This is a genomic window from Streptomyces sp. NPDC032198, from assembly GCF_040636975.1.
GTDB lineage: Bacteria > Actinomycetota > Actinomycetes > Streptomycetales > Streptomycetaceae > Streptomyces.
Map to the genome: position 1 here is coordinate 200,028 of NZ_JBEZVL010000008.1, position 13,364 is coordinate 213,391.

General features: G+C 69.3%; 15 protein-coding genes and 1 pseudogene. 9 read left to right on the forward strand and 7 right to left on the reverse strand.

The genetic code is table 11. The features are described 5' to 3' along the window. Positions 1–9 precede the first annotated feature (9 nt). Positions 10–864: a hypothetical protein gene (locus AB0E78_RS22555; RefSeq protein WP_361835197.1), complete on the reverse strand. Its 855-nt coding sequence runs from the start codon at positions 862–864 to the stop codon at positions 10–12. Positions 865–1,080: 216 nt separating this feature from the next. Between AB0E78_RS22555 and AB0E78_RS22560 the strand changes: the two genes are divergently transcribed. Continuing rightward, the gene (locus AB0E78_RS22560) at positions 1,081–4,098 is read left to right on the forward strand and encodes a BTAD domain-containing putative transcriptional regulator (protein ID WP_361835200.1); all 3,018 of its coding nucleotides are present in this window, start codon (positions 1,081–1,083) and stop codon (positions 4,096–4,098) included. Positions 4,099–4,137: 39 nt separating this feature from the next. Here the strand turns inward: AB0E78_RS22560 and AB0E78_RS22565 are convergent, their stop codons facing one another. The 3 genes from AB0E78_RS22565 to AB0E78_RS22575 form a co-directional block, all read right to left on the reverse strand. After that, positions 4,138–4,551, reverse strand: a complete 414-nt coding sequence (locus AB0E78_RS22565; RefSeq protein ID WP_361835203.1) for a VOC family protein — start codon at positions 4,549–4,551, stop codon at positions 4,138–4,140. After that, a complete protein-coding gene (locus AB0E78_RS22570; protein WP_361835205.1) occupies positions 4,548–5,132 on the reverse strand; it encodes a dihydrofolate reductase family protein in 585 nt (194 codons plus the stop codon). Before AB0E78_RS22570 ends, AB0E78_RS22565 begins: the two co-directional genes overlap by 4 nt. Positions 5,133–5,447: 315 nt before the next feature. Further along, positions 5,448–5,849, reverse strand: a complete 402-nt coding sequence (locus AB0E78_RS22575; RefSeq protein WP_361835208.1) for a RidA family protein — start codon at positions 5,847–5,849, stop codon at positions 5,448–5,450. A 101-nt stretch (positions 5,850–5,950) separates the two neighbouring features. Between AB0E78_RS22575 and AB0E78_RS22580 the strand changes: the two genes are divergently transcribed. After that, positions 5,951–6,334 carry a helix-turn-helix domain-containing protein gene (locus AB0E78_RS22580; RefSeq protein ID WP_361835211.1) on the forward strand — a complete coding sequence of 128 codons (384 nt, stop codon included), beginning with the start codon at positions 5,951–5,953 and terminating at the stop codon, positions 6,332–6,334. 169 nt (positions 6,335–6,503) lie between these two features. Here AB0E78_RS22580 and AB0E78_RS22585 read toward each other — a convergent pair whose 3' ends face one another. Further along, the gene (locus AB0E78_RS22585) at positions 6,504–6,905 is read right to left on the reverse strand and encodes a hypothetical protein (RefSeq protein ID WP_361835214.1); all 402 of its coding nucleotides are present in this window, start codon (positions 6,903–6,905) and stop codon (positions 6,504–6,506) included. Positions 6,906–6,992: 87 nt separating this feature from the next. Next, entirely contained in the window at positions 6,993–7,619 is a 627-nt protein-coding gene (locus tag AB0E78_RS22590) for a TetR/AcrR family transcriptional regulator C-terminal domain-containing protein (protein ID WP_361835217.1), read from the reverse strand. Positions 7,620–7,684: 65 nt separating this feature from the next. On the opposite strand from AB0E78_RS22590, the gene AB0E78_RS22595 reads away from it, so the two are divergent. Next, positions 7,685–9,163 carry an FAD-dependent monooxygenase gene (locus tag AB0E78_RS22595; RefSeq protein ID WP_361835220.1) on the forward strand — a complete coding sequence of 493 codons (1,479 nt, stop codon included), beginning with the start codon at positions 7,685–7,687 and terminating at the stop codon, positions 9,161–9,163. A gap of 33 nt (positions 9,164–9,196) precedes the next feature. On the opposite strand, the gene AB0E78_RS22600 is transcribed toward AB0E78_RS22595, so the two are convergent. Beyond that, a complete protein-coding gene (locus AB0E78_RS22600; protein ID WP_361835223.1) occupies positions 9,197–10,315 on the reverse strand; it encodes a universal stress protein in 1,119 nt (372 codons plus the stop codon). 326 nt (positions 10,316–10,641) lie between these two features. Between AB0E78_RS22600 and AB0E78_RS22605 the strand changes: the two are divergent. From AB0E78_RS22605 to AB0E78_RS22630, 6 genes and pseudogenes are all read left to right on the forward strand, one after another. Then, positions 10,642–10,755: pseudogene (locus AB0E78_RS22605) on the forward strand (alpha/beta hydrolase); the annotation flags it as partial. A gap of 49 nt (positions 10,756–10,804) precedes the next feature. Beyond that, positions 10,805–10,957, forward strand: coding sequence for a hypothetical protein (locus tag AB0E78_RS22610; RefSeq protein WP_361835226.1), 153 nt, complete (start codon positions 10,805–10,807; stop codon positions 10,955–10,957). A gap of 108 nt (positions 10,958–11,065) precedes the next feature. After that, entirely contained in the window at positions 11,066–11,509 is a 444-nt protein-coding gene (locus tag AB0E78_RS22615) for an SRPBCC family protein (RefSeq protein ID WP_361835229.1), read from the forward strand. Next, positions 11,506–11,925 carry a YrdB family protein gene (locus AB0E78_RS22620; RefSeq protein WP_361835232.1) on the forward strand — a complete coding sequence of 140 codons (420 nt, stop codon included), beginning with the start codon at positions 11,506–11,508 and terminating at the stop codon, positions 11,923–11,925. Before AB0E78_RS22615 ends, AB0E78_RS22620 begins: the two co-directional genes overlap by 4 nt. Positions 11,926–12,075: 150 nt before the next feature. Then, the gene (locus AB0E78_RS22625; protein WP_361835235.1) at positions 12,076–12,453 is read left to right on the forward strand and encodes a VOC family protein; all 378 of its coding nucleotides are present in this window, start codon (positions 12,076–12,078) and stop codon (positions 12,451–12,453) included. Then, on the forward strand, positions 12,450–13,325 hold the full coding sequence (locus tag AB0E78_RS22630; protein ID WP_361835238.1) for a sigma-70 family RNA polymerase sigma factor: 876 nt from the start codon (positions 12,450–12,452) through the stop codon (positions 13,323–13,325). The genes AB0E78_RS22625 and AB0E78_RS22630 overlap by 4 nt, the downstream gene beginning before the upstream one ends. Positions 13,326–13,364: the final 39 nt, after the last annotated feature.

The window sequence follows — 13,364 nt, forward strand, 5'->3', positions numbered from 1 at the left end:
CCGCGGCGATCAGCTCAGCGAACCGAGCACATCACGGGCGGCAGCGATGGCGGCGTCCTCGGCCTGCTTCTTGGTGGTGTCGGAGTTCTCCCGGCTGTAGGTGAAGTCCACGCTGAGCGCGGCGTTGCCCTGCAGGACGACCACCTCTGACTGGGCCAGCGACCCGTCCCGGGCGTCGACGGTGTCGACGATGAGGGACTCCTCGCCCAGCCCGCTCACCGGCCGGGAACCCTCCACCTTGCGTATGCCCTTGAGGTCGCTGTTAGCGGTCGTCTTCTTCGTGTCGTACTGGCCCTTGGCGCTCGCGCCGACCGTGAGGCTCACACTCAGGCTCTGATAGCTGCCGCCGTAGTCGGCGGGCTCCCACCTCGGCATCCTGCTGATCAGTGTCGGGAGATCCTTCTCGTCCATCAGGCCCGGCGTGCACTTGCCTCCGGGCGCGACCTTGTCAATGGTCGACGCCTTGATCAGCTCGCATCCCTTGGGGACCTTGGTATACGCCTTGCCCCCTGACGGCGCCTTCGGCTTGGCGACGCCTGCCGGAGCGCCGGAGGGCTTGCCCTTCGCGGTGCTCTTGTCGTCGTCCCCCGACGTGGCGACGACCACGCCGATGACCACGGCCGCGACGAGCGCCGCGGTGCCCCCGATCAGCCAGACGCGAGAAAGGCCGCCACGAGGGCCCGAGCCGCCGGGGCCGCGGTGGCCGTCCGGAGGAACCGGCTGCGACCAGGCCGAGGGCGGGCCCGGCGCGTGCGGCGGGACCGGCGGCGGCGCCTGGCCGGGCATCGGGGGCGGCGCCTGGCCGGGGCCCTGAGGGCTGTCTCCGAAGCCCTGCGGGGGGCCCACCTGCGGGTTCTCGCTCACGAAACAGCTCGCTTTCCTACGGTCCAGGTCCTTGGGAGGGGCAGGAACCCACCCCAGGGGAAGTGGCCGGAACCGGTCGACCGGGACCGGGCACGACGCGCCGACCCTCTCGCGAGACACTGCAATGCTGATGAAATTCTGCTGAAGCAGAGGATTGGGTTTCCGCTGGGACAACGGGGAACTGCGGGAACTGCATAGACCACGGGGGAGTTTGAAGTGGGCACCAACAGATTCGAAGTGGGCACGAACAGGGCTGACACAGCTGACACGGCTACGGCTCCTGATACGCCCGGTGCGCAAGGCGCGGAGAGCGCGGCAGGTCGGCTGCGTCTCGCCCTGCTCGGCCCGGTCGGCGCCCACCGCGGCGAGACGCCCCTCGACCTGGGGCCCGTACGGCGTCAGGCGGTGCTGGCCGCGCTGATCCTGCGGGCAAACACGCTCGTCACCCACCAGCAACTCCTGGACGACGTATGGGGACTTGAACCACCAGGAACCGGGCGCCGGGTCCTGCCCAGTTACGTCTATCCCCTGCGCAAGGCACTGGATGGGCCCGGTGCCCGCCCCACCACATCCGTGATCCGCGGCGAGCGGGGCGGATACCGCTTCATGCCCGGCGAAGCGCGCACGGACATCGCCGAGTTGACCGCACAAGCCGGTGCCATACGCGGCGCGAAGGCCGCGGGGGACCTCACTGCCGCTCTCGACGGCTGCACGCGGGCACTGAACCTGTTTTGCGGGGAGCCGTTGGCCGGCCTGCCCGGCCCGCTCGCCGACGCAGAGCGGCAGCGTCTCGCCCGGCAGCGGCGCACGCTTCACCAGGAGCGAGTGGAGTGCCTGGTGCTTCTGGGCCGGTATGCGGAGGCTTTGGACGAGCTTCTGGCCGCGCCCACGGCGCAGCCGTACGACGAACCACTCGCCGCTCTTCGGATGCGCGCCCTGTACGGCAGTGGCCGGCAGGCCGAAGCGCTCGCCGCCTACCGGGAGACGCGAGACCGGCTGCGCGCGGAACTGGGCGTGGAACCCGGCGAGGAACTGCAACGGGTGCACCAGGGCGTGCTGCGCCGTGATGACCCGCTGCTGCTGCTGGGCCGGACCCCGCCGCCCCGCACCACAAACTCCGCCACCCCGCAAGCAGCGTCCCCGGCAGCCGCCGCACAGCACACCCAGCCACCGGCGCCCGAGCGCTCCCCGTCCTCGCCGCGCCCCCGCCGTAACGAACTGCCCGGCGACACCGCCTGGCTCGTCGGCCGGGAGACGGAACTGGCCCTGCTCACCGAACCGGTGCCCGCCGACTGTGTCTCCGTGGCCGCCGTGGACGGCACGGCAGGGGTCGGGAAGACCGCGCTGCTGGTCCGTGCCGCCTGGACGCTGCAGGATCAGTACCCGGACGGCTGCCTGTTCGTGGACCTGCACACCTTTGGCGCTCCCCACGAGAGCCTGCGCCCGCAGCGCACCCTGCACCAAATGCTCCGTGCCGTCAACGCTGCCGACGATGAACTGCCCGACGAACTCCACGAGTTGGTGTCCGCCTGGCGGGCGGCCACCAGCTCCTTGCGGCTGCTGTTGGTCGTGGATGACGCTCGCAGTGCGGAACAGGTGCGCCCCTTGCTGCCCGCGGGCCCCGGCAGCCGGGTCCTTGTGGCGGGCCGCCAGCGCCTGCCCGGCCTCGACGCCGACCGGCGGCTCACCGTGGAGCCGCTGGACACGGGCGAGGCGGTCACCCTGCTCACGCGCCTCCTTGGCCAGACGCGCGCCGGCCAGGAACCCGAGGCCGCGCAGGAACTCGCCCGCCGCTGCGGCGGACTGCCGCTGGCTCTGCGGATCGCCGGGGCCCGGTTGCAGAACCGCCCGTCCTGGACACTGGCCCACCTGGTCGGCCGGATGTCGGACGACGAACGCCGCCTGGGCGAGCTCCGGGCGGAGGACCGCAGCGTGGAAGCCGCCTTTCGGATGTCCTACGACCTGCTTGCCCCCGAACTGCGCCGCGGATTCAGGGCGTTGAGCCAGGCGCCGACCGCCGAGTTCGACGGGCTCACCCCCGCCGTCATGCTGGGCCGCTCGCTCCAGGACACCGAGGACCTCCTGGAGCGTCTTGTCGACGCGAGCCTGCTGCAGCAGCCACGGCCCAGCCGCTACCGGCTGCACGATCTCGTACGCGACCACACGCGCCGCCTCGCCGCCGAGATGCCGGATGAGGCCGCCGCGGACCGCGCCGCAGTGCTGCACCTCTACACGGCCGCCGGGCGCATGGCCAGCGACTGGGGCCCCGAGGGCTACCCGACCGGCCCCGATGTCGCCGACGCCCCCTTCAGGGACTGGCGGGAAGCCGACGCGTGGCTGGAGGCCGCGGGCGGTCAGCTGCTCGACGTAGTCGCTTTCGCGGCGGCCACCGGGCAGCGCGAGTACGCCTGCTGGATCGCCGAGTCCCTGGTCGACCCGCTGGTCCGCCAGGGCCGCTTCCACGAGTGCCGCTCAGCCCTGGAGCTCGCGCTGCCCGGCGCCGACCTGGCCGACGACCCGCGGATGCCCTCCTCCCTGCGCAACTGCCTGGCCATCGCGGACATCTACCAGGGACGCTTCCCGCAGGCACACGCCTGGTGCACCGATGCGCTGCGCCTCGCCCGTCACCAGGGCGACCTTCGCGAACAGGCCCGGGCGACCGCCTCCATGGGCGCCGCGGAGCGTGCGCTGGGCCGTTTCCCGGAGGCGGCCGCGCACCTGAGTGAGGCGATGGGGCAGGCGGCCCGGTTCGACGACGACTGGCTGTCCGGGATGTCGAGCTGCAACCTCGGCGCCCTCCACGACCAGCAGGGGCGGCATGAGGAAGCGCTCACGTACTACGCCACCTCCCTCACCTTCGCCGAGAAGATCGGCCGCCCCCGAATGATCAGCAAGACCCTGTGCTTCACTGCCGAGGCCCACCTGGCCTTGGGCCGGCACACCGAGGTCAAAGACCTGGCACGGCGCGCGGCGGACCTGGCCCAGGAGGTCGGCGACCTGCAACTGCGAGCCACGAGCCTGTCCCTGCTCGGCGCCGCGGAACACGGCCGCGGAGACCTGCCGTTGGCCATCACTCTCCAGCGGGAGGCCCTGGCGACGCTCACCGAACACACCAGCAGGCCCCTGGAGATGGAGGTCCGCCGCCGCCTCGGCCGCACCTACGAGGCAGCGGGCCACCCGGCCGAGGCCGAGCAGCAGTTCCACATCGCCCGGTCGTTGGCCGGGACGGCCTGATTCCCGCGCTGCGCAGACGCCCGCTGCTGACCGGACCGCTCAGGCGAAGTCCGCGGCGGTGATGCCCTCGGGGTGTCCGGGCGGCCACTCCACCAACTCGATGCGGTAGCCGTCCGGGTCGGTGAGCCACGACGTCTTCGGGCCGTGGGGTCCGCCCGGCTGCTGGACAGGTCCCGGCTCCAGGCCGGCGTCGGCCAGCCGCTCCAGGGTGGTGGCCAGTGTGTCCACCTGGATCGCGAGGTGGTCGAAGCCACTGCCCACGTCGACGCGTGCGTCGACGGGCCGGTGGACCAGTTCGAGCGAGGCTGCCGGTTCGCCGGGGAGCTTGAGGATCACGAGGTGGCTCCCGCCCTCGGTGTCGACCCTGCCCAGCTCGACGTAGCCCAAGGCGGCGTAGAAGGTGAGCGACCGGTCCAGGTCGGTGACGCGGTAGGCGGCGAAGAGCGTCTTCATGAGGCCTCGTTGGGGCGGCGTACCTGGTAGCGGAGGTGCGTGACGTCTCGGTCCTTGAGAACTCGGACGAGGTCGAGTTCGATGTGATCACCACCGAGGTGGTCGAAGAGCCGTCGGCCGTCCCCGAGGAGGACCTGCACCAGGTGGATTTCCATCTCGTCGATGTGTCCGGCTCGCAGGAGCGCCTGGGCCGCGCCCGCCCCATGAACCATGACCGGCCGGTCACCGGCGGCCGCGCGAGCCTGACGGGCGCAGTCCTCGACGTCGGTGACGAATCGGGCGTGGCCGGGTGGCACGTCCCCCTCATCCACCTGGTGGGTAAGGACGAAGATCGGTACACCGTCGTGGTGGTCGCCCTGCCACCGCCCGGCGAGTTCGAAGGTCCGGCGGCCTGAGATCACCGCGCCGGTCGCCAGCGCCTCGCGATAAACCTGCCCGCTGGGACCGTCGGATTCCCGGTCGTCGAGCCAGTTGAAAAGACGCCCGCCGGCGCGTCCGAGCTCCTGGCCCGGCCGATCGTCCGGACCGGCAATGAAGCCGTCGAGCGACATCGACATGTACAGCCGAATCGGATTGCTCATTCTGGCCTCCTCCCTCTCTCCTCCATGGCATGGGGACGCTCCCTCGCCCCAGGGGCGGGCATGTCACAGGGAAGACTTCAGACAGCAGGCAAACTCATCGGCCTGATGAGGCGTAATTCAAAAGTGGCCGATCAGTTGCGCTGATTGGAGCAGCGGCAGCCTCTCGGAGATCTTCGGCGAATTCCGGAACCGGGGCGGCAGGATCGTTGTGGAGAACCGCGACACGCTGTCGTACGTGCTCTGTAGAAGCCCGGCAGACACCTGCCGCCGCGGCCGTCGGGCCCGGGGGTCTGTGGGACGTGCGAGGAGCAGACTTCAGGCGGGCAGTTTCGTGTCGATGACGAAGCTGATCTCGATGACCTGGCCGGGCAAGGTCAGTTCAGTGACGCCCAAGACCGTGCTGGCCGGGCGGTGGTCGCCGAAGTAGCCCAGGTTGCCCTCCGCCGTCGCCGCGGCGTGCTGCCGCAGGTTCACCACGTACAGGGTCTGCGAGACGATCTGGTTCCGGGTGGCGTCGTAGTGGTCCAGGACCCTGTCCATGTTGGCGTAGGTCTGCTGTAGCTGGGCGGCGAAGTCCCCCGCGTAGAGGAACTCGCCCGCCTCATCGAACGAGAGCTGTCCAGAGACGTGGATCAGCTCGCCGGACTTGATCGCCTGCGCGTAGCCGAAGTCGCTCTCGGCCGGCACGTCGTAGGTGAAGACATCAATGGTGGTCATGGTGCTGACCCTTCCTATTCGCTCTCTTGTGGTTACTCGGGAACTGTAGGAGAGTGATGGCTGACCTGGAAGAACGCACTTTTCGGTGACTGGGGAACCCAATGGTGACCAAGCAGCTGCTCAAGGGCCTGCCCGAGGACGCTGACCTGCGGCGCGCGGACTCCTTGGCGCGGGAGATCTTCTCGGACGTGGCCAACAAATGGGCGCTCCTGATCATCGAGGCGCTCGGCGAGCGCACCCTGCGCTTCAGCGAGCTGCGCAACGAGGTCGAGGGCGTCAGCCACAAGATGCTCACCCAGAACCTGCGCATGCTGGAGCGCAATGGCCTGGTCGACCGGAAGGTGTACCCCACCGTCCCGCCGCGGGTCGAGTACACCCTCACCGAGCCGGGCAGGGGCTTGCGCACCGCTGTCGACGCCATATGCGGCTGGACCCATCAGCACCTCGGTCACATCGAGAGCGCACGCGGGCGTTTCGACGCCTGACGAGCACGCGGCGACGTCCTCGCGCGTTGCGCACAATTCCGCACGGCCAGGCCGTGTTGACGGTGCTGCGAAGAGTTGATCCTCGCGCGGGCGCCGGCGGTCGGGGCGAACGGTGTCCGGGAGCGTTCGTCGCCTTTATGCGTCGTCTGCGCACCTCATTCTGAAGCCATCAGTTGGCGACGCTGAACCACCCCGGTCGCACCTCGGTCAGAAGCGGTTGCAGGGATTGCACCGCGGTCCGCAGGTCCTGATCCGTGACGTCGAGAGGCTCGGACAGGCTCAGCCCGTACAAGCGCAGTCGCCAGAGGTCGAAGATTTCGCTTCCGTCGACTGCGAAGTCGACATCGACCTCAGTGCCGTTGTCGCTGACGAAGCGGCACCCTGCCCCATGAACCATGTATGAGTAGGTGCCGACCTGCCCACTCCGGCTGATCCGGCGCGAGTGGACCAGGCCGAGGACATCTGCAAGTCGCTCAAGCGAGGGGATCGCCGCCCTCATAGCTTCGTCAACCGCGCTCAGAGCGTCGACGTATCCAAGCACGATCCCCCGCGCATCCCCAACCCGTTCCATACGGTGTCATCCCCCTGAGCCAGTGGCTGAAGGGATTGTTCCATGGGCCGCCAGTGCCTCCGCAGGACGGCATTCTGAAACGGTCAGTTACTCGGGCAGGCGGGCAAGGATCGCCTCCAGCCCGAAGGTGAAGCGGTCCTCGAAGGCGTCCTGCCGCATGTGCGCGGCGACCCGGTGCAGTGCTGGGTACGCACCGGCGTCCACGGCCTGGGCCAGCCGGTCGTCGGACTGGTCGGGCGCGGCCTGTTCCTCCTGGACCAGACCCAGGAGGAAGTAGATGACCGTCCACACCGTCCAGACTGCCTGTTGCTCGTCCGCTCCCGCTTCCAGCAGGGCGTCGACGAGGCGGTCGGCGAAACGCAGCGTGTGCGGCTCGGCCGGGTAGGTCCCGGTCACCAGGGCGGCGCCGTCGCGGTGCGCGAGCAGCGCGCGCCGGTACCGGCGAGCCAGTTCCCGCGCCCGTTGCCGCGGCTGGGAGGGCAGGCCCTCGTAGCCGACTTCGCCCACGACCGCGTCGGCCATGAGCTCCAGCATTCGCGCCTTGGTCTTCACGTGCCACAGCACGGTGTTCATGCGCACCCCCAGGCTGTCGGCCACCGCCCGGGTCGACAGGCCCTCCAGCCCCCGGTCCTCCAGCACTTGCAGCGCCGCATCGACCACGGCCGCGCGCGTGAGCTGGCCTGCGGCGTCTTCCCTGGCTTGCTTCTTGGTCACTGACCTAGTTTACTTCAGAACAGTTCTTGGTCACTGACCAAGGCGATGGATGAAGGGGAAGAATCATGAACTACCAGGTCATCGTCGCCGGAGGCGGGCCTGTCGGCCTGTGGCTGGCCGCCGAACTGCGCCGCTGCGGAATCACCGTTGCGGTCATCGAAACGCGCACCGAGCGCGACACCCGCTCCCGCGCCCTGACCGTGCACCCCCGCACCATCGAGACGTTCGCCTCCCGCGGAGTGCACCACCCCTTCATCACCGAGGGCATGCCACTGCCCGGCGGGCACTTCGGCGCCCTGGACTCCCGGCTGGACTTCCGCCGCCTGCCCAGCCCCTTTCCGTACACGCTCGCCCTGCCCCAGGAGCGCACCGAGGCCCTGCTGGAGCAGCAGGCTCTCGAACTGGGGGCGACGATCCTGCGCGGTCACGAGGCCACCGGACTGAGCGAGGGGCCGGACGGCGTCCGCGTGCAGATCCAGGCCCCCGACGGCCCGTTGACCATGGAGGCGGCCTATCTGGTGGGCTGCGACGGCGCACGCAGCACCGTGCGCGGCGCGGCCGGCATCGACTTCCCCGGCACGCCGTCCACCGTGCTCGGCTGGCTCGGCGACGTCATCCTCGATGCGCCCCCGGCCCCCGGCCACAGCTACTTCGGCCCGGCCGGCAGCCTGATGGCCGTCCCGATGCCCGGCGGCCTCCACCGCATCGTCGGCATCACCCCTCGCGACATCACCACCACCCGGCCCGGCGACCTGACCCTGGAGGAACTGCGCGAGAACGTCATCACCATGGCCGGGACCGACTTCGGCATGCGCGATCCCGTCTGGCTCTCCCGCTTCGGCAACGCCACCCGCCTGGCCGCCCAGTACCGGAACGGCCGTGTCTTCCTCGCCGGTGACGCCGCCCACCAGCACTTCCCCGCCGGCGGAGTCGGCATGAACGTCGGTATCCAGGACGCCGCCAACCTCGCCTGGAAGCTCGCCGCCACCCTCAACGACTGGGCCCCCGACACGCTCTTGGACACGTACCACGCCGAACGCCACCCGGTCGGCGTCAACCTCACCGACACCAGCCGCGCCCAGGTCGTCCTCATGACCGCCTTCACCCCGGAAGGACTCGCCCTCCGCGGCCTGCTCAGCCAACTGATCACCACCCTGCCCGAGCTCAACGACCACCTCGCCGCACAGGTCAGTTCCCTCGCCGTCACCTATACGCCGACCGCGCCCGCCGATACCCAGCAACTGACCGGCACCCGCGCCGACGACCTCGCCCTCGACGACACCAGCCTGTTCGCCCTGCTGCGCGCCGACGGCTACCTGCTGCTCGACCTCACCAGCAGCCCGGACCAGCCCCTCCGCCACCTCGCCCGGCCCGGCCTGCGCGTGCACACCAGCACCCCGCACCTGCTCCCGGCCCACTGGTCCGGCATACGCGCCGCCCTCATTCGCCCCGACGGCCACGTCGCCTGGGCAAGCGCGGAGGGCCACGACACCACGCTCGTCAACGACCTCACCGCCGTCCTCGCCACCACCCACCGGACGTAACCCGGCCCATGGCCACCCAGCACACTGCAGGCCTCATGGCCGGGTGCCGGCGGGATGAGTGAACAGGCGGATGTAGCGCCCAACGGCCTTCCGGGCCAGGCGGGACAGTCCGCGGACACGTGGCCGCCTCTGTGGACGGTGATACGTGACCTCCTGCGGAACGGCGATAACGGGGCACCGGGCATGACGCAGCACGCGACCGAGCACCGAGCCGAGCGGCACACGGCGCGCGTGGCGATGACTCCGGATACCCACAATCAAACCGAGCGAATGCTCGGACTCCTGGGCCAGCACGTGTGCCACGGGCCCGCGGAGCAGTGCGTGTTGGACCTTCACGGCCGGATGAAGGGTCTGCAGACCGGCCACGGATTGCGAAAGCAGGCGGCGGCATTCCCGCATGGCCGCCCGCTCGTCCAGCACGCCTGGGAGCGGGGGACGCCACACATGTACGACATGGAGCTCCGCACCGTGGGCTGCGGCCATTTCGAATCCATGGTGGAGGGCGGCTGCGGAGGGACGGCGTCCGAACCAGGCGACATCCGTTCCAACGACGAGGAACGGCTGGTGACCGTGATTGGCGGGTTCGGGCACGACTGCAACCGGGCACAGCGCGTGAGCCATGACAGCCAGGGTGCCGGGCCGTGGGCCGAAGAGCCTTCCGCGTCGCTTGGGCCGCTGCGAGTCGAGGACCAAAGTGGCCGCGGTACGGGCCTGTTCGCGAAGGAACGCAACAGGTGCATCCGCGGCCGGCAGCGCGGAGACCACCAACTGGGGGTGCCGGCTCTTCACGAAGGAGGCGGCGTCTTGGAGGGCCGCTTCCGCGGCGTCAGGGGATCGTTGGCCTGATCTGTGCGCGGGCCCTGACGGCTGCCGGTGAGCCGAATGCCGTTGGGCGAAGACCAGTTGGAGCGGGAGGCTGAGCCGTAAGGCCTCATCGGCTCCCCAGGCCAAGGCGTGGCGGCGGGACGGGTCGGCGTCAACACTGACCACGATAGGTGCGCGCATGACTGCCATGGGCTTCTCCGTCGTCGTCTCGGCGCCCGGGCCGAGTAGGCCGGATCCGAAGGGTGAGCTCGTTCGCGACACTGCCATTGCCGGCGCCGGTGGTTGAGGCGGTACGTGTGCCCGAAGAGGGCACCGTTCACGCATCATTGGCTTGTCGCGGTGGTCGAGTCCTGAAGCCTGTCAGCCCGGCAGTCGGCGGAGACCGGGGGAGGGCCGGAAGCGGAACACTGCCACCGTAGGGCGCGATGCCGGGCCTGGCCAGGATGGTTCCCGGTCAGCCGGTCAGCCGGTCAGCCGGTCAGCCGGTCAGCCGGTCAGTCGGCTGGCGCACGGGGCGTCGGCTGTTTGGATACGCGCGGTCACAGGAGACTGGGGCACGCGTCGGGAACAGTAAGTAGCAGGCCACGAGATGTACTTGTTCTTGCTTACGTCGCAGGTGATGGCCGTGCCTGTGGGACCTGACGGAGGTCACCCTGGTCGGTCATTCGACCGGCACAGGCGAGGTTGCCCGTTATCTCACCCGGCATGGTTCCGAGCGGGTGGCCAAGGTCGTTCTGGTCTCCACCCTGACTCCGCTGCTGAGGCAGCGCGCGGACTACCCCGAGGGTGTCCCTGGCAGCGTCTTCGATGACATGCGTGCCCAGATCGGCAAGGACACTGATTCCGGGCAGCGTGCTCAAGGTGTACGACAACGGACCGCACGGCCTGCATCTGACGCACATGAACCAACTCAACGCCGATCTGCTGGAGTTCATCAGCGATCCGGTGAAGAGTGAACCGGTGAAGTAGGCGAAGCAATCGGCCCCGCACCGACGTCCGGCCCTGAGAGAGTAAGTGCCCCTCGTACCCGTGGAAGGCGGCGGCATGCTGAACCGGTTGCTCTACCGAGGTCCATCCATGGAAGTCCTGCATGAGGAGTACGCGAAGAAGGGGCGTCTGGACGAGCGGGCACCGGTCCGCGGATCGCATGAGATACGCATCGAGGCCCCCGTCGAGCGAGTGTGGCCCCTGCTGTGCGAGCCGGCGAACTGGGGGAGCGTCGACCCTGCCATCCACGGGGTCACCGTGGAGTCCTCATCGGGCGGTGCCGAGATGGACGCCCGGTTCACCTGGACCAACGGCAGGAACCGGATCAAGTCCCGCTTCGCGGTGATCGATCCCGGCCGGGAGATTGTCTGGACCGGACTCGCGGCGGGCGCAAAGGCCGTCCACCGGCATGTGCTGGAAGCAACCGAGGAGTCCATGGGCGGACCGTTCCTCATCCTCTTCTTCTCCGACACCAAACTGCACACGGCCCTGGAGAAGTGGCTGAAGGGCCTCAAGAAGGCTGCCGAAGCGTGAGAGTCGCCAAGCCGGGTCCCGTGAAGGACCGCAAATGGACCCCCCTCACCATCGCCAACGCGGCACTGGCCCTCGCCCTGGAGGGCGGGCTCCTGGTGTCACTGTTCCTCTGGGGCATGGCCACCGGTCCGGGCACCCTCTCCGGGATCGTCATCGGCGTGGGGAGCGCGGCCCTGGCTGCAGTGGTGTGGGGGACGTTCCTCGCGGCCGGGGGACCGAAGATCCCGCTGCCGGTCGGCCCGGAGATCGTCATCAAGCTGGCGGTCCTCGGCGTGGCCGCGCTGTCCCTTTCCGGCTTCGGGCACGGCACCCTGGGGCTGGTCTTCGCGGGGCTCGCGGTGATCAGCGTCGCGGTGGAGTACACGGCAGTGGGACCGCCGGCGGAGCCCAGAGGGACGCCCTCCGAGGGTTCCTAGGCTGGATGTCAACTCGTATGTCGGTGCACCGCATGCGCCCTGTATCCGTCCGGCCGGACCGGTCCTGTTACCTTCTCCCGGCGGCACTCGTCATAGGTGTGACGACCGAATACGAACGGTCGTCGGACCGACGAGTGAATCGAGATCCGGATGCTGACCAACATCATGTACGTGACGGTCTACGTCACCGATCAGGACCGCGCGCTGGAGTTCTACACCGAGGGGCTCGGCCTGGAAAAGCGGATCGACCACCCCGGACCTGACGGACGTTTCCTCACCGTCGGTGCTCCCCACAGCCCCGTACAGATCAATCTGTGGTCGCAGGCGGCGGTCGCGGGACAGCCGGTCGGCGTGCCCGGTCCGCTGATCCTCGAATCCGACGACCTGCGAAAGGACTTCGAGACCACGCGCCGACGCGGCGTCACCTTCGATGAAGCCGGACCCCAGGAGTATCCGTTCGGGCTCCGCATCGAAGCAGTGGACCCGGACGGCAACCGGGTCTCGCTGCGTCAGCCGCGCAAGCCGTGACCGCCCACCCGTCCGGCCTCCTCACCGAGGCGTTCGAAGCCCAGCGCGATCGGCTGCGCGCCGTCGCGTACCGCGTGCTGGGCTCGCACGCCGACGCCGAGGACGTGGTCCAGGAAGCCTGGATGCGTCTCGTCCGCCAGGACCCGACCACCATCGGCAACCTGGCGGGCTGGCTGACCACCGTGGTCGGCCGCATCAGTCTGGACCTCCTCAGATCCCGCCGGGCCCGCCCGGAAACCGACTACGAGCAAGAGTTCGCGAACCTCGTAGTGACACCGGACGACGACCTCGCGCCGGACGAACAGGTGGCGCTGGCCGATTCGGTCGGACTCGCCCTGCTCATCGTGCTCGACTCGCTCACCCCGAGCGAACGTCTGGCGTTCGTCCTGCACGACATGTTCGCTGTCCCGTTCCACGACATCGGCCAGATCCTGGGGAAATCCGCCGACGCCACCAAGATGATCGCCAGCCGTGCCCGCCGTAAGGTCCGCGCCACGGACCGGCCTACGGGCTCTGACCGTGAGCACCGACAGGTCGTCCAGGCATTCGGCGCCGCTGCCCTCAGTGGCGACTTCGAAGCACTCCTGCGCGTCCTCGACCCGAACGTGAAGCTGAGCGTCGACACCCCCGATGGCAGGGTGGTCACTCTCGGGGCCACCAAGGTCGCCTCCGGTGCCCGTATGTTCTCCGGTAAGGCCGCCCGCCAACGACCTGTGCTGGTCAACGGCATCCCCGGCCACATGTCCTGGCGCCCCGACGGAAGTCCTTTCTCCGTCATCGCCTTCACCGTCACGGAAGGCCGGATCGTCGGCATCCACATCGTCATCGACCCGGCCAAACTCGCCTCGATCCAGCTGCCCGCCCCAGCCTGAACGGGTGTCGTCAGGCCTGCCCCTGCATGCGCAAGTCGG